The organism is Pseudomonas sp. R1-1, from assembly GCF_051132135.1.
Lineage (GTDB): Bacteria > Pseudomonadota > Gammaproteobacteria > Pseudomonadales > Pseudomonadaceae > Aquipseudomonas.
In genome coordinates this window covers 2,329,262-2,345,732 of sequence record NZ_CP071663.1, presented here as the reverse complement: position 1 = coordinate 2,345,732, position 16,471 = coordinate 2,329,262, and the positions used below count along the sequence as shown (strand labels likewise).

Sequence of the window (16,471 nt, the reverse complement as noted above, 5' to 3'; positions counted from 1 at the left end):
GACTAAAAAACCGGTGTTTCTGAGGAAACACCGGTTTTTTTTCGTTTTCAGCGCTCGATATCTGAGTATCAGACGATGAAGTTCACCAGCCGGTTGGGCACTACGATCATTTTTTTGGTGCCTTCCAGATAACCGTTCAAGGAAGGATCGGAACACGCCCGAATACGTATCGCGTCATAATCGGCGTCCAGCTCAATCATTATTTCGCCACGCAACTTGCCGTTGACTTGCACCATCATCTTGATCGTGTCCTGTTTCAAAGCCTCCTTATCAGGTTGCGGCCATGAACTGTCGTAAATGTCCCCCTGAAAATCCAGCTCTTCCCATAGCACCTGAGAAATATGCGGCGTCACGGGATGCAGAATCTGCAACAGAATACGCACCCCCTCTTGAACCACCCGGGAATCCGCGGCGCCGGCGCCTTCCAGCACTTTGAGCATTTTCATCGCACCCGACACCACCGTGTTGTACTGAAGCCGCTCATAATCGGTGTTGATCTGCTGCAACAAGCGATGCATGTCGAAACGCACGCGTCGCGACTCTACGTCAACGAGTTCACTTCGCTCGTTCGCGCCAGCCTGGCTCACATTATCGTGCACAAAAGCCCATAACCGGCGGAGAAAGCGGTAGGCCCCTTCAACACCGCTATCGCTCCAGATGGTACTTTGATCAGGAGGGCCGGCGAAGATCGTAAACAAACGGGCAGTGTCGGCACCGAACTTGTCGATGATGTCTCTGGGCTCAACCACGTTGTTCTTCGATTTGGACATTTTTTCGACGCCGCCAATAGTCACTGGCAATCCGTCTTCAAGCGCCGTGGCCCGCAATGGCCGACCTTTCTCATCGTACTGAACCGAGACCTGTGCGGGATAAAACCAGCGTCGGCTACCATCCCCGGCTTTGCGGTAATAGCTCTCACGCAGTAGCATGCCTTGGGTGAACAGATTCTTGAAAGGCTCGCTGAATGTCACCAATCCCTCGTCACGCATCGCCCGGGTCCAGAATCTGGCATACAGCAAATGCAGCACGGCATGTTCGATACCACCGATGTATTGATCAATCGGCATCCAGTAGCGAGCGCCTGGGCCCACCATGGATTCGTCATTGTCGGGATCGCAATAACGCATGAAATACCAGCTCGAATCGACGAAGGTATCCATGGTGTCCGTCTCACGTAACGCCGGTGCCGCACAACGCGGACATGGAACATGGCGGAACCCTTCATGCTGTAACAGCGGATTCGCACTACCGTCGGGAACGCAATCTTCCGGCAACACGACTGGCAGATCCGCGTAGGGGACGGGAACATCACCACACTGTTTACAGTGAATGATCGGGATTGGCGTCCCCCAATAACGCTGCCGGGAAATACCCCAGTCGCGTAGCCGCCAAGTGGTCGTTTCTTCTCCCATACCGGAATCGATCAATGCAGCGACAATCGCAGGAACGGCCTGCGCGATGGATAAACCATCATATCCCTGGGAATTGATGAGAAAACCCTCACGACTGCCATAGCTGTCAGACCAGACCTCAGGATCGTAGACCTCACCGACACGATCAATGACTTGTATTACCGGGAGATCGTATTGCCTGGCAAAATCATGATCTCGCTGATCATGGCCGGGCACGGCCATCAAGGCACCTTCGCCGTATTCGTTGAGCACATAATTGGTGATCCACAGCGCAACAGGTTCGCCCGTCAACGCATGTGTCACCACAAGACCGCTGTCGACGCCGATCTTGGTTTTGCCGCTGAGCGCTGGCCCCGCCTTTGCGGCCTCTCGACACGCATGAATCTGAGGTTCAAGCGCAGGATTGAGATCCAGAGCATATTTGGCCAGAGCATGATCTGGAGAAACCGCACAAAACGTGACCCCCAGCAGCGTTTCTACACGGGTAGTGAACACCCATAGCTTGCCGCCATCGATAAGATTTGAGTCGGAGTCACGAAACGAGTGACCGAATGCAAGGCGCACCCCTTCTGTCTTGCCTATCCAGTTACGCTGCATCGAGCGCACCATTTCCGGCCAGCCATCAAGCGTGTCGATCGCAGACAGCATTTCCTCGGAATACTGGGTTATACGCAAGTAATAACCAGGAATTTCGCGCTTCTCAACCAGCGCGCCCGAGCGCCAGCCTCGACCGTCAATCACCTGCTCGTTGGCCAATACCGTGTTGTCGACAGGATCCCAATTGACGATCTGCGTTTTCTTGTAGGCCAGACCTTTTTCAAGCATTTTGAGGAAAAACCACTGATTCCACTTGTAATAACGTGGATCGCAAGTAGCAATTTCCCGTGACCAGTCGAAGGCCAGACCAAGAGGCTGCATCTGTGCCTTCATGTCGGCAATGTTCAACCGTGTCCAATCGGCAGGCGAAACACCCGACTGCATCGCGGCGTTCTCCGCCGGCAAGCCAAATGCATCCCAGCCCATGGGCATCAGCACATTGAAACCCTTCATCCGTAGGTGACGGGCCAGCATGTCATTGATCGTATAATTGCGCACATGCCCCATATGCAACTTGCCCGATGGATAAGGCAACATTGAACACGCGTAAAATTTTGGCTGATCGGGTCTCTCGACCGCTGTGAATACATCCTTATCAAACCATCTGGCCTGTGCCGAACTTTCAACCCAGGCTGGATCATACTGCGATCGCATAAAGTTTCCTCAACATTGGCAGGTCTGGCGACCATCAGTCGCTTGCCCCACGCTCCTTTGCAAGTACTTGTCGATATCAAAAAGACAATGCCAGCAGCATTCAAATCCGCTCTTTAAATAAGACAAGGCGTTGGACTCTAGCAGTTTTTTCCTTCGCTGCGTCCACCGGGCAACCAACCCGTTGGCCATACACGGAACGCTCGAGGAGGTTTATATTTCGACTTTAGCGATCGATACAGACTTCCGTGAGTAATTAGGCAAAAGTGCGGCTGAAAATTCTCCATATACTGTGGGATTTTGTTCCAAGGCACTGTAGGAAAAATATGATGCGCGCCGTGGTAATTGAAGTTCATCAAACATACCCGCTCAACAAAAAATGAGACCTTTACATTGCGCGCAAATACGGAATCGTTCAGAGGCGTCTGATAATGAGCAAAACTGTCCAGCACTGTCAGTATGAAAGCTCTTGCCAGATACAGCACAATTAACACCCAGAGGTTTCCCCAGTACAAATAAACGCTACAGGTCAGTAACAAAAAGATACATGCTCCTTCACAGCGCAGCGCACTCAATTTGCGATTACGAATGGTGATGGACAACGCCGAGTGATCTCCCGGATCGATAGTTACGCCATAAATGCAGCTCATCACCGAATAGATATATCGCACGGGCAGAAAACAGACGATGACCGTCAGTGCAAAGTCATGCCAATAGGCGCCGAACAGTTTTCGGTAGTAATAGCCCAACACCTTGCGCCGTGACGATCGCTCAGCGATGTAAACCTCATCACAATCCTGTTGTGTTCTGCTGATTCGGTGATGTCGCAGATGGTCAAACCTCTGCAGGTCATAGGAAATCCCCATGAATACAGCCATCACTTGACCCATACGCCTGTTCGTCAGCGGATTGGGATGCAAGAGACCATGGATTGCCTCATGCACCATGACTCCCGTAGTGGAAGCAAACAACAACGTCGGCAGCAATGTCAGTGCAAACCAGGTATTGATCGCGATCAACCAGGGGGCAATTAGAAACTGATAACCGTTGACCAGCACAAGACCGTAGAAAATCATTCGATTGGTCGTGACGTCGATATCTTCGAAGTCACGGGTTTTGATCAGGCTGGGACAAACCGTATACAGCCGCTCATAAAGATCTTGAATTATAGCGCTCATCCTGAACACACCTTCTTCCGTTGAAATTTGTAAAGACCCAACTGGCTTCACTCGCCCACTTTAGCTCCGTTCCGGTGATGAAACGCTCCGAGGTGAAGCTGCCTTGACGAAAGCGATAAGACAGCCGACTCCAAACAGAATCCCCATTGCACCGTAGAGACTCCAGCTCAACTTGAATCCTACGCCGGTGATCAATGAAGCCCCCAGCCCTACGGAGACGATTCTCGCTCCCGCGAGCAAAATCGGAATCAGGGAAAAAAGAGTGGCCTGTGTTTGCAACGTGGTTTTTTGTGAGATCAGCGCGGTGATGTAGGTGATGCCAAGAATTTCACCCAAAGTCCAAAAGAATACGAACAACAGGATCAGCGCGGTCTGCTCAAAAATGGCATAGGCACCAAAACCGATGCCGTAAAAGATCGCTGCCAGTGACAAGTTGCTCAGTGCCCCAAAACGAGACGTCAATGCTATCAAGGGTTGTGTCAACGCAATCACCAGCAAAGCGTTGACGATACCGACCGCACCAAACACGGTAGCAGCCTCCCCCGCCGTCACAACGTCGAGCCAAAGCGGCAATTGATATTCACGCTGAGCATCAAGCACTGACAATGCAAAAAACATCGCACCTGCAACAATCACGATTCGAGGCACATCAATCATCGCCCCCAAAGAGGCCTTTGCGGTCTGCTGTCCTGTCGCTGAACGCACTGGCAAAGCCAGAAAAGCACTCGCCACCACGCACATTGCACTCACGATGATGGAGAAGAACATCAGAAAGCGACTATCGATGTCGAGCAGATACCCACCTGCGACAAATACCAGCGCAGCTCCCAGATTGCTCGCCAGATGCAAATACCCGAAGGAGGCGATCCGGTTGTCATCATCAGCGGCCAATGACGTCAGAACGCTGAAGGCTGGCGTTATCAGACCCGCACACGACATGAACATCAACACCATTGCAATCGAGGTTGCCGGCGAATTGAATACGGCAGCGCCCAGCAGAAACATCGATGAGCACAATGACGTGGCCAGTAGCAACGTCCGGAATGCCAAGCGCCCGACCAGCGCCCCGCCGAGCAGATTACCGACCAGGTAAAAAGCCGACATCAGCGTGATGACCAAGGCCACTGCGGCACTGTCGAGTTGATAATGGCGCTGAAAAAACAAGGCAGCGAAAGGCCCTAAGGCGTTTGCCATAACGAACAGGAACCTAAGCAAAACGACGTTGCGCATATCTGCCGCCAAACAGAAAACTTGCAGCGAAATCTTCACGAGAGTATGACCTCGACGCTGCGTAGGTGCGCGGCGCTGGCAGTACGGCAATCTTGTGTGGTGTCTGCCTGGGTGATGATGAAGGCTGCCCGATCCAGAAATGCCTCTGGCGGCGTTTTCAAGGTGCGCCCGACGCTCGCTTCAACAACCAACTGCGAGGAAACGCCCTGAGGAAACACGGCGCCAGCGCATCGCACAGCTTCGAACACCCCTTCTACCGCTGGGTATACGAAATCGATACTGGCCACCCTTGCCCGCGTGGCCTGCAGCGCTAGCGGTAGATTCCGGTAGCTGTCTACCAGCAGCTTGAACAGATCCAGGCCCGAGGCCAACTCAACCAGTTTGAGGATCTGGTCACCACCCGCACGCGTAGCAAGTTCGATGACCTTCGGGCCGCCCCTGCCCAAACGAATTTCGGTATGAGTAATGCCCCACTCAACGGACAAAGCCTCATGAGCGGCAACCACCAACCGGGAGACCTCCGCAGGCAGCGCCTGATCATCCGGTTCGAATGAAACAAGGTGCCCGATTTCTTCGAAATAAGGAGCGCTCCCCAAACGTTTTTGAGTCAACGCAAGAATGTTCACCTTACCCTGAACAACAAGACACTCCACGCTGATCTCGGGGCCATCGACGTAGGTTTCAACCAACGTATCATCCAGCACCACACTGCTCGTGCGGACCAGCTTGTCGCTGGCGTGTCTGGCGGTAATCGCCGCTTGCAGAGACTGTTCGCTGTCCACCAGCACAACGCCAATGCTGCCCGCCAGTTTTCTTGGCTTGATGACTACCGGAAACCCGATCCTGCGCGCCGCCGAGACGATTTCTTCGTCGTCGCAGGCCAACAGGGAAACAGGTGAAGAGACTCCATGCTCGGCGAAAGCCTGCCGCATGAGCTGCTTGTCACGGCTGATGCGGGCAGTGCTCAGGCTGTTGCCGCGCAGGCCGTAATGTTCAGACAACTGCGCGACTGCCTCGACGTAGAATTCGTAGTAGGTCACTACGAGCAGCAGTTCGAGACCGATAGAATCAATCTGCCGAATAATGTCGTCAACCTGCTCCGGATCTGCCGCTATCCAGTGGCTCACATAGCCATCCGCCCATTCGGGCAGATTCTTGCCAACCAGGATAACGGGGGCTTGTCTAGCCAGCGAAGCCAAGGCAAATTCGCGGTAATACTGATTCCCTGCATCCAACAACAAAATATGATTCATCTTGATGGTATCCCTATCCATAGGGTTTCAAAGATAGCATCGAACCGTCCTTCAGCCGAGTGATCCAGCGACTGGTACTGCCCACCGGAATACAGTGCTGACGGAGCACCTCATCGACGTTGAGCACGCCGGTCTCACGCGCCCATTTCAAAAACAGGCGCACCGCTTTTACGCTGGTACAACACTTCAACAGATAGCCCACGGTATCCGGGCACAAGGCGCCCACTTGAGAAAAGATCTGCCGGGCACCCTCAAGTGATTGCTTGCCACCTATTTCATAGAGCATTTCCAGTAATGCTCGCTCAGGCGTCGAGCATTGAATGCCGCCCAAGGCTTGTGATGCATCCATCAACGTTACGCACTGCACGCTGCTGACACTCCAATCAAACAGCCGAGCATGAGTGTAGCGTGCGCCAAAGCGCTCCGAGAACCAGCGGGGCAAGCTCAGCCGCGCGTCTCCCCAAAGCACCAGCGTTTGCCCTGTATGTGTCAGCAACGAACTCGAGCCGCCGATATGCAATCCATCGATATTACGAGACAGATACGACAGTGCCGCTGGCAAACCCAAAGGCTCATTGGGAAGTGCATAAACGCCATGAGCCACACGGGTCAACCAGCCACTTTTTGCATAGTTGGCGGCACGCTGATTGGAAATTCCAATTTTCTGCAGCGTTGGCATATCCAAGGGAATGCCCCGTGGCATGGTGGTATAGAGTTCTCTGATCAACGAGTACTGATGACGTCCTTTCATTCAATGCATCCTGCTCTGAATCCAATGGAAACACGCACTCACCGAGGATTATTCTGACAAGTACGCATTACCTGACCGCAATTTTCAGATCGCTCCAGCCAGCAGCACTGCCAGTGCCCTGCAGTAGCGCCATCAGTAATGCCTTGAGATCCGATGACGCGGGCACCGCCACGCGCAGCATATTGTCAAGCAGACCAAAACTGTGCGGATATTGCGAACAGTCGCTTACGCGAATCCCGGCCTTTGCAAACGCATTAGCCAGACGACCGTCATGCTGATCCTGAATCAACAGAAAGTTGGTATCGCTTTCGAGAACGACAATCGAGTTCGCACGACAGACTTCGATAATGTCACTTTTGATGCGATCGAGTTTTTCGTGAGCCAACCTCAGCGTTGCCTGGTTCTGCAAGCAGTACATCGCTGCTTTGACCGCCACATGATTCACATCCCAAGGGCCACGAACTTTCATCAATTCACGAACCGATTCCGGTTGCGTAACCACGTACCCAAGACGCAATCCGGCCAGGCCGAAGTATTTCGAAAAAGAACGAATGACAAACAACTGCCGGACGTTGCCGAACAAGGTCAGACAGGAATGCTGCAAATACTCGAAGTAACATTCGTCCACAATCAACGGTTTGTCTTGTTTGACGCAAGCGTCGACCAGGATTGCCAGTTGCTCAGGGTCGAGTTTTACCCCTAGAGGATTGTTGGGATTGCACAAGATAAGTCCCTGGCTGGTCTGCAAAGCCTCGACCACGGATGCAGTTGAGAGGCCAAATCCCTGAACCTGTTTTTCGAACTCGACAATGACCGGCTCGACACCGTTGATGCTGAGCATCTGGTAATAGAAGGAGAAAACCGGAGAGGGAACCACGACCCTGTTTCCGGGAGAGAAAAGCAAGCGTATTACCAGATCGATCGCCTGATCCGCACCATTGGTGAGCAGTAAACGGTCGCTGGAAACATTGCAGTAAGCAGCCAGCTCCTCCAGAAGCGGTCGATAATTAGGGTAGGTAAAAAGGTCTGCTGGTCTCAGTTCGCTGGCAATGAATTGCCCCAGAAACCCCTGCAGGAATTGGTTTTCGTTCAAGTCCAACAGTATGGATGACAGGTCACGCTCCGGTGCCCTCCATAGCCCGGAACGCGAAATATGCTCATGAATTTTCATGTGTACATCCCTCCGTAGATCACGTGTTCGCCCAGCTCGTACATTTGCGCGACGTCTTCACGACTGGCATATGCCACCGACCTGCCTGTGGCGGCCGCAAGACACTGGCTGGTGATCAGACGGCTGATTTCCGCAGTGAATGCCACCGCTCGATGAAACGCCTCGGAAAGATCACGGCCAAAACAGGTGATGCCATGACTGGGCATCACAATGCAGTTGGTATCGTTGGCACAGCGGCCTATGGCACTGACATCCAGTTCGATGTTTACGCCGGAGCCCAGAATGTAGGGGGGCTTGCCCATCACTAATGCCGTGTCGTTCGACACGTACTCCATTTGATGCCACGGCATGACCGAGAAAAAAGCGATGACATCGTTAGGATGAAGGTGCACGGTGGCATTCACGTCAGAGCGCAATCGCATGATTTCTCGATGCATTTGATGCCCGAGACTGGGCCTGAAGCGCCCGTGCAGAAGCTCGTCGGAGCGCATATCCAGCACCGCCAGATGTTGCAGGCCGCATTCCTCCAGGGAAACTCCCCTGTGTTTGGTATAAATCACTTCGCGTTGCCAGTATGGACATTGGCTGCGAACCGCAATATTACCCAGAGTGTTTACCAGCAACTGTCGCGCGGCCAAGCGCTGACCGTACTGCAGAATGCTGGTGCCAATTTCCAGGTCGAACCAGGCCGGCAACCCGGAGTGTGAGGTATCGCCGGTTAATTTCAACTCAGGCATGTTGTTCTACCTTCTCGGGCAGACATTCTGGATTAATCAGGGTTTTGACCTTTTCTCCATTCAACAGGCGTATCAAAGTATCCAGCGCATCGGCCTTCAACCGGGCCAGAGAACGCGCACTGTAGAAAGCGGCATGCGGCGTCAAAAACACCCGCTCGTGCTCTAGAAGTGCCTGCGGAACCAGCGGCTCTTCTTGCACGACATCCAGCAATGCCATCGAGACTTGTCCCGATTCAAGCGCGCGAAGTAGCGCCTGGGTATCGACGATGCCCCCGCGCGCCGTGTTGACGATCGTGGCGCCGGACTTCATCAACGAAAATTGCGCGTCACTTAGCAGATTTCTGGTTTCGGGCGTCAACGGCAGATGCAGGGAGATGACATCAGCGACTTCCAGCAAAGACTCAAGCGTGCTGCACTGGCCGACATCGCCTGCACATTGCTTGATCCATGGATCGTAGAAACAGATTCGGTAGCCCATGACCGCAGCTCTTTGCGCCAATTCCCGTCCTGTTGCGCCATATCCGATCAACCCCAGAACCGTATCGCTACAGGCATTGACTTCACCTGTATGGGAACGCCAGTTCCAGCCGCCATGGCGGGTATGAGCGGCATATTCGAGAAGCTTGCGCTGGGCGAGTAAAATCAATGCCATTGCGTGCTCCGCCACCTCCTGCGCGCCCACGGAACCAATGTTGGAGCAGAGAATGCCTTTGGAGCTCAACGCATCGACGTCGACATCATCAAGACCAATAGTCGCCTTTACGAGCGCCCGACAACGCTCCATCCTGGCAATCAGTGCTTCATCGACCACTACTGAGTGAAAAGCGATAATGCCGTCGGCCCGGGCCAACTGCTCGTTGGTAGGCTTAGACGTCACTTCGAGTTTGAAAAGTTGCTGCCTGGCGCCCGAGACATACTCTCCGGGGTCGACATAATTCACGCGCTGCGAATCGATCATCAGAATATTCATGAACATCCCTTTCTTGTCTATCAGATGGATTTGCGGTTCCGGTTTTCTAAAGAGCTACATCAAGTGCAAAAGTAGTCGCAGTTTTTTCCAATGCGTCCTGTCTTGGCCACTGCGTATAGGCAGGCAGCGACCACCATGTCCTGACTGGCGTGTCCCACACTGCGAAAATAACTCCGGCTATCAGAGGCCTCCGGCGAAGACCGTCCCAAGAGCAAACTCCCCAATTCCAGAACGTCTTTCCTGTCAATCGCGGAGCTCGCCAATGCCTGGGAAATCTCCCCCGATTCCCGACATGCCGCCGCCAGATTGTCGACATAGACTCGCGCGGTTTTGAGCAGACAGGGATCGACCTCACATGCCTGCACCGTACTGCCGCCAATGGCATTTATATGCACACCGGGACCAAGCTGATGGGCGCTGATCAAAGGCTGAGAACTGTCATGGGACGTGGTTGTGCAAACGACATCGGCGTTTTCGAGTGCCTGTTCGATCTCGCAGACCGCTTCAATTGGCAGATTCAGCTCAGCGCGAAGGCATTCGGCCAAAGCGATGCTGCTGGCCAGACGGCGAGAAAAGATCCTCACCTGTTTCAACTCCCTGACAGTTGCCATCGCTCGGATATGAGCAGCGGCCTGAGCTCCTGCACCGATCACCGCCAGGTTGATTGACCGCCGGGGACAGAGTTTGTCTGTCGCCAACGCGCTCATCGCACTGGTGCGAATGGCAGTCAAGGCGCCACTGTCGAGCATCGCCAAAAGACGTCCGGTGTCGACATCAATCAGCAATACTGCGCCGTTGACGGCCGCTAGCCCGCGCGCGGAGTTACCGGGGTGAAAAGACGATACTTTGACACCCAGCGTCTGGGTCGTCGGAAGAAAGGCCGGCATAAACAACGAAAATGATTTTTTGGGCTCGTGCTCGATAATCAAACGCTGTGGAACCACAGGAGCCGACCACATGAATCCTCGGAGAGCATCCTCCAGCGCGCGCACGATCGTGGGAAACTCGATACAACGCTCGATATCTTCGCGATTTAGAAGCAGCATGGCTTTTCCTTGTCCAGTCACGCTTTTTTAAATAACCGATTGTCCTCAACCGGTTGCGCTCACGCCTGAGTGCCTCCATCCACCGGCATTGCAATACCGGTAACAAAAGATGCCTGCTTGGAACTTAGCCAATAGACCGCACTGGCCACCTCCTCGGCTTCGCAAATACGATTCAGGGGATGTGACCTGCCCATTGCCTCCAGCTCATCCCCCAGAATGCCTTCCGATAAAGGTGTCCGGACAAATGCTGGACACACCGCGTTGATCCGAATGCCAAAGGGCGCATATTCCCGGGCTGCGGCACGCGTCATTCCCACCAGCGCATGCTTGCTCGCCGAGTACACCGAGCCCCCCGTTGCACTGGCACGAATCCCGGCCAACGACGCCACATTGACGATACTTCCCGTTCCTGCCGCCCGCATCGTAGGTAGAACGGCCTTCATGCATTGCCATGGGGCTCTTACATTGGTCGCCATGACATCTTCGAAAACCGTGTCACAGTAGTCCTCGGTCAATGTGAACGGTGTACCTTCAATACCTATGCTGTTTACAAGACATTTCACAGGCGGATGATCAGCGGCAATCCTGCGGAAAAAATCCGCCAGTGCGGCAGAGTCCCGCAGATCGACTGAATAACCATGCACAAGTCCGCCGGACTCTTTGATACGCTCACTCAATGCCTGGTTCTGTGCTTCCCGTCGCCCGCCAAAAACGACCTCATACCCTTCTCTGATAAAACGCCAGACACACGCTTCGCCAATGCCCGAGTTCCCGCCCGTAATCACTGCCAGCTTGCCCATGCAATGCTCCTTTTTTGCACCACCCCTGCAACGTTGGTATCCCGAAACAGTCAGCCAATAGGGTAGTCCTGAGAGTGGCCTTGCTTGGGAACCAAAAAGGTCCGCAGATAGGTAATCACCGGAGCATCATCTTGCTTGCGCCCAATGACCTTGATAGTGACGATGCCCTGGCCCGGACGCGAGCGGGACTCACGCTTGGAGACCACCTCGCTTTCGGCATACAGGGTATCGCCGACAAATACCGGATTGGGCAGCCGAATTTCGTCCCAGCCAAGATTAGCGATTGCGCGGGCGCTCATCGTTGCGACGGTCATGCCACTGACAATCGACAACGTCACCGAACTGTTTACCAGCAACCTCTCGAATTCTGTGCGACTGGCGTAAGCCGCGTCGATATGGGCAGGATGGTTATTCATGTTCATCAACGACTGCCAGATGTTATCCAGCTCGGTCACTGTGCGGCCAGGGCGATGCTCAAATACATCACCCACCACAAACTCTTCGTAATGCAGGCCATAAGACTCGCGGTAACGATTAGCACCGACTTGCTCATGTGCAGGAATCAAAGTTTCCATACTGCTCTCCTCAAAGGCCCAGTTCACGGGCGCGCTGAACCAGCTTCCTGGCCTGTTTGACGAATGGCGGCCCCACCATGAGGTTTTTCAGCCGGGTGATCTTGTCACCACTCGATTGGGACGCTTCCACCACCGCTAAAGCATGTTCGTACTCTGCCAAAGAGGGAGTGAACGCTTCATTGATGATGGAAATTTGTCGAGGATGAATGGAAGTTTTGCCGCTAAAGCCCAATTCCCGAGTGTCCTGGCATTCTTTAAGCAGCCCTGCGTCATCATCGAGATTGAAATACGCAGTATCGAAGGCGGGAATGCCCGCGGCACTTGCCGCCGCAACAATGCTGCAGCGGGCATGGAAGATATTGCTCCACCCGCCGATCTGCACTCCGAGACTTGCAGCGTAGTCCGCCGAACCGAAGATCAAGCCATCCGCAGCGGAAGCGATTGCATATATGTCACGAAGACACGCCGGTGTTTCAACCGTAACGAGAATTTTCGGCGCCTCTCCCTCTCGGATCAGATTGGCGCGCACCACTTCTATTTCAGCCGCGGCCTCGGTCATCGCCAAAACAACGAATTCGGGTCGCTGCCTGAGTGACTGCACGAGCAATAGATCGAGCAATCCCTCGTTATCACGGAGCGGGTTGATGCGCAGGGCTGTACGTTTCGAAGTCTCCGTTGCAAAAAACCGATCGACGCACGCCCGCGCCTGATTTTTTTGCGCGTGAGGGACACCGTCCTCCAGATCGATCACCATGACATCTGTGAGGGCACTCTTGGCATATTGCTCAGGATGCAGCGCAGAACAATAAAGCAGGCTTCTCGGGACTGGTTTGCTCATCGGGATTCATGGCTCCGTACCGGTTGCAAATGCTGTCGTGCCAGCGCCACTTCGGCGCGAACGACTGCGCAGAACTCTCGGATATCGTCGTGGGACATATCAGCACGCATCATCACGCGCAGTCCCGATTTGTTCCTCGCAACAATCGGGAAGAACACGGCGGAGGTATAAAACCCGCGCTTGAACACCATTTCCGATACATGAACAGCCATATCCGGGCTATCCAGAGGAATCACCCGGATAGGCAAACCCGAACCTGCGTGCTCTGTAGTGAACAGGCTGTCGAAAAGACGGATATTGGAGTCGAGCTTTTGCTGCAAAACACCCAGTTCAGGCGTCTTGTGAATATCCAGCGACGCCATCGCAGCGCCGATGGTGGCCGGATTAACATATTGCGAATAGGACATTGGCCCGCCAAAACGGCGGAAGATCTGCTGGTAGTTTGCACGTTCTGACATGAATATGCCGCCACCGTTGGCCCCGAAAGCCTTGGCCAGAGAGTAGACAAGCATGGTCCGAGGACTGAGCTCAGGCATGAATGTTCGAATATATCCCTCGCCTCGCTCACCATAAGCACTTAATGAGTGCGAGTCATCAAAGTATAGAAACAAGCCATATTTGTCCTGCAGCTCTAATAGTCGCTCAATAGGTGCGCTGCCACCCATGCTGTATGCACCATCAGCTACATAAGCAACCAATGGGTGACGCTTGCACATATCTTCGATAAATTCGACATCATTGTGATTGCAAGTCACAACCTGGGTTTCATCCCCACAAATAGCTTTCACCTGATTCAATGCAAAGTGAGCATGTTTATCGAAAATCAGATAAGGCCGTTGCCCGTCTGTGAACATACCTGCCGCAAGCAAGGGCAAGGAGGCAACAATGCCGGCACTACAGGAAGTTGCCGTGAACACACTGCAGCGGAACTGGGCAGACATGGCTTGCTCAAGCTCATCCAGTTCTTTCAGACGAATCCGGATACGCGAGGTGGGAAGATTTACGGTGCCGCTCTGCAGCACGTATTCTGCAGCGCGCTGAGCCAGGCGCTGATCAATCTCAAGCCCCAGATAAGAACATGAGCACATATTCATAAAGGCATGTTCATTCTGATCGATCATACGACTATGAGCGATATGCCTTACACTCAAGTCAGTCAGCCCGGAGTCCTGGGCGAGTTGCCATGATGGATTGCCAATCTCGACAGTCCTGGCGGTATTTATATATTGATTTTTTGAATCAGACATTCGCATCTCCCTTGCAATAGACAAGCTTCAATAAACGTCGACTTCGCAGACATGACATACCATTGTTATCACACTGAGGAATTAAACGATAAGAAAGACAACCCAAGGCATCCGCTTGGGTTTAAGCAATACAACATTAACTCGATCAGCGCGAGCCAATATGCAAATCACTTAGAGGAACGTCAAGTGTTTTTATAAGTCACTCGCAAACAAACCAAAGAGAGTAATGCCAAGGGTTAATATTTACGGATTATCTAAACATTGTCGGAAAAAAACATGAGGCATTGCACCGCACGTGACCGTCCATGCAGGCTTTTCAAACGACGGGCCACTTGTCCCGCGCAAGTCAATGCCGCCCTATCGAGCCTCCACCGCCGATGCAAGCAGATTCCTTAGGGGCGAGAAACCAACAACACGACATGTGCACGCCCGGATCACCGTTCCGGGCGAGGCAAAGGCCCGACGGAAGAAACAGAATATTGATCTGGAGCAGTCCAATTGAAAAAAAATGGAAAAACCGAACGCGCAAGTTGCCTGGTATCTCACCTACCAATAACTTTGCGCCTGCAAAATGCCTGAAAAACCCTGACAACAACGCAAACAATATTCATTATCATTTGAGGTGCGATTTCGTTACACCTGCTGCAAAACACAATTATTGAAAAGCCGGCTAATGCCCCGCAACTGCTGGGTTTCAGCCCAGTCAAGGTGCGCTAGGTCCTTATTCCAATAAATAATTTCGCTACAGGAATTTTACTTGCCGGGTGTTTAGCCATAAAATCAGCCCGATTGATTGCTGCGACATATCGTCACTGCCTTATTTCTTTATCAAGCTCAGAGACCTTTGCTCTCTGTTAAGGATTACCAGCATGCCCGAAGCGACAGGACTCATGGCCCACAACTGGGGCTTTGCCATTTTCCTTCTGGGTGTCGTCGGCCTGTGTGCCTTCATGCTTGGCGTCTCCAGCCTCCTTGGGTCAAAAGCCTGGGGTCGCAGCAAAAACGAACCGTTCGAGTCGGGCATGCTACCTACCGGTGGCGCCCGCTTGCGGCTCTCAGCCAAATTCTATCTGGTCGCGATGCTCTTCGTGATCTTCGATATCGAAGCCCTCTTTCTCTTTGCATGGTCTGTGTCCGTCCGCGAAAGCGGCTGGACCGGATTCGTCGAAGCTCTCGTTTTCATAGCAATTCTGTTGGCAGGTCTTGTCTACCTGTTCCGAGTGGGCGCCCTTGACTGGGCTCCGGAAGCTCGTCGCAAGCGGCAAGCGAAGCTGAAACAATGAGGCTTTGGCAATGCAATACAATCTCACCAGGATCGACCCCGATGCTCCTAACGAGCAGTATCCGATTGGCCAGCGGGAAACCGTTGCCGATCCGTTAGAAGATCAAGTCCACAAAAACATTTTCATGGGCAAGCTGGAAGACGTGCTGAGTGGCGCGGTCAACTGGGGGCGTAAAAACTCCCTGTGGCCGTACAACTTCGGCCTGTCGTGCTGCTACGTGGAAATGACCACCGCCTTCACGGCGCCCCACGACATCGCGCGCTTTGGCGCCGAAGTGATCCGGGCCTCGCCGCGTCAGGCTGACTTCATGGTTATCGCCGGTACCTGCTTCATCAAGATGGCGCCGATCATTCAGCGTCTCTACGAGCAGATGCTCGAACCGAAATGGGTAATTTCCATGGGTTCGTGCGCCAACTCCGGTGGCATGTACGACATCTACTCCGTGGTTCAAGGCGTGGACAAGTTCCTGCCCGTGGACGTCTACGTACCTGGCTGCCCGCCCCGTCCGGAAGCATTTCTGCAAGGCTTGATGCTGTTGCAGGAATCGATTGGACAGGAGCGTCGTCCGCTTTCCTGGGTCGTTGGTGATCAAGGCGTGTATCGCGCCGACATGCCTTCGCAAAAGGAACAGCGCCGCGAACAGCGAATCGCAGTCACCAATCTGCGCAGCCCTGACGAAGTCTGATCCAGATCTGTTCTTAGTAACGAGAAGCTGGCTTCATTCTTTACGTT

The 16,471-nt window shown here is 53.3% G+C and carries 15 protein-coding genes; 2 read left to right on the top strand and 13 right to left on the bottom strand.

Features of this window, described 5'->3' with window-relative positions; translation table 11 throughout:
• Positions 1-68 precede the first annotated feature (68 nt).
• From leuS to J3P75_RS10600, 13 genes are all read right to left on the bottom strand, one after another.
• Positions 69-2,663 (bottom strand): leucine--tRNA ligase, encoded by a 2,595-nt coding sequence (gene leuS, locus J3P75_RS10660; RefSeq protein ID WP_434710304.1) that lies wholly within the window; start codon positions 2,661-2,663, stop codon positions 69-71.
• Positions 2,664-2,800: 137 nt separating this feature from the next.
• The gene (locus J3P75_RS10655) at positions 2,801-3,838 is read right to left on the bottom strand and encodes a fatty acid desaturase family protein (protein ID WP_434710302.1); all 1,038 of its coding nucleotides are present in this window, start codon (positions 3,836-3,838) and stop codon (positions 2,801-2,803) included.
• A gap of 60 nt (positions 3,839-3,898) precedes the next feature.
• Entirely contained in the window at positions 3,899-5,107 is a 1,209-nt protein-coding gene (locus J3P75_RS10650; RefSeq protein ID WP_434710300.1) for an MFS transporter, read from the bottom strand.
• Entirely contained in the window at positions 5,104-6,321 is a 1,218-nt protein-coding gene (locus tag J3P75_RS10645; protein WP_434710298.1) for an ATP-grasp domain-containing protein, read from the bottom strand. The genes J3P75_RS10650 and J3P75_RS10645 overlap by 4 nt, the downstream gene beginning before the upstream one ends.
• A gap of 13 nt (positions 6,322-6,334) precedes the next feature.
• Positions 6,335-7,072, bottom strand: a complete 738-nt coding sequence (locus J3P75_RS10640) for a type IV toxin-antitoxin system AbiEi family antitoxin domain-containing protein (RefSeq protein WP_434597173.1) — start codon at positions 7,070-7,072, stop codon at positions 6,335-6,337.
• Positions 7,073-7,139: 67 nt separating this feature from the next.
• Positions 7,140-8,243 carry a pyridoxal phosphate-dependent aminotransferase gene (locus J3P75_RS10635; RefSeq protein WP_434710296.1) on the bottom strand — a complete coding sequence of 368 codons (1,104 nt, stop codon included), beginning with the start codon at positions 8,241-8,243 and terminating at the stop codon, positions 7,140-7,142.
• Positions 8,240-8,980: a class II aldolase/adducin family protein gene (locus tag J3P75_RS10630; protein WP_434597169.1), complete on the bottom strand. Its 741-nt coding sequence runs from the start codon at positions 8,978-8,980 to the stop codon at positions 8,240-8,242. The genes J3P75_RS10635 and J3P75_RS10630 overlap by 4 nt, the downstream gene beginning before the upstream one ends.
• Positions 8,973-9,950, bottom strand: a complete 978-nt coding sequence (locus J3P75_RS10625; protein WP_434710294.1) for a C-terminal binding protein — start codon at positions 9,948-9,950, stop codon at positions 8,973-8,975. Before J3P75_RS10625 ends, J3P75_RS10630 begins: the two co-directional genes overlap by 8 nt.
• A gap of 59 nt (positions 9,951-10,009) precedes the next feature.
• Complete coding sequence (locus J3P75_RS10620; RefSeq protein WP_434710292.1) at positions 10,010-10,996, bottom strand: ornithine cyclodeaminase family protein; 987 nt, start codon at positions 10,994-10,996, stop codon at positions 10,010-10,012.
• 59 nt (positions 10,997-11,055) lie between these two features.
• The gene (locus J3P75_RS10615) at positions 11,056-11,796 is read right to left on the bottom strand and encodes an SDR family NAD(P)-dependent oxidoreductase (RefSeq protein ID WP_434710290.1); all 741 of its coding nucleotides are present in this window, start codon (positions 11,794-11,796) and stop codon (positions 11,056-11,058) included.
• A 50-nt stretch (positions 11,797-11,846) separates the two neighbouring features.
• Entirely contained in the window at positions 11,847-12,371 is a 525-nt protein-coding gene (locus J3P75_RS10610) for a MaoC family dehydratase (RefSeq protein WP_434710289.1), read from the bottom strand.
• A 10-nt stretch (positions 12,372-12,381) separates the two neighbouring features.
• A complete protein-coding gene (locus J3P75_RS10605) occupies positions 12,382-13,209 on the bottom strand; it encodes an HpcH/HpaI aldolase/citrate lyase family protein (protein ID WP_434710287.1) in 828 nt (275 codons plus the stop codon).
• Positions 13,206-14,456, bottom strand: coding sequence for an aminotransferase class I/II-fold pyridoxal phosphate-dependent enzyme (locus J3P75_RS10600; RefSeq protein WP_434597156.1), 1,251 nt, complete (start codon positions 14,454-14,456; stop codon positions 13,206-13,208). Before J3P75_RS10600 ends, J3P75_RS10605 begins: the two co-directional genes overlap by 4 nt.
• An 869-nt stretch (positions 14,457-15,325) precedes the next feature.
• Between J3P75_RS10600 and J3P75_RS10595 the strand changes: the two genes are divergently transcribed.
• Together J3P75_RS10595 and J3P75_RS10590 are read left to right on the top strand one after the other, a co-directional pair.
• Positions 15,326-15,739 (top strand): NADH-quinone oxidoreductase subunit A, encoded by a 414-nt coding sequence (locus J3P75_RS10595; protein WP_003223812.1) that lies wholly within the window; start codon positions 15,326-15,328, stop codon positions 15,737-15,739.
• Between the two features lie 10 nt (positions 15,740-15,749).
• Positions 15,750-16,424, top strand: a complete 675-nt coding sequence (locus tag J3P75_RS10590) for a NuoB/complex I 20 kDa subunit family protein (protein WP_016775278.1) — start codon at positions 15,750-15,752, stop codon at positions 16,422-16,424.
• The last annotated feature ends 47 nt before the right edge of the window (positions 16,425-16,471 follow it).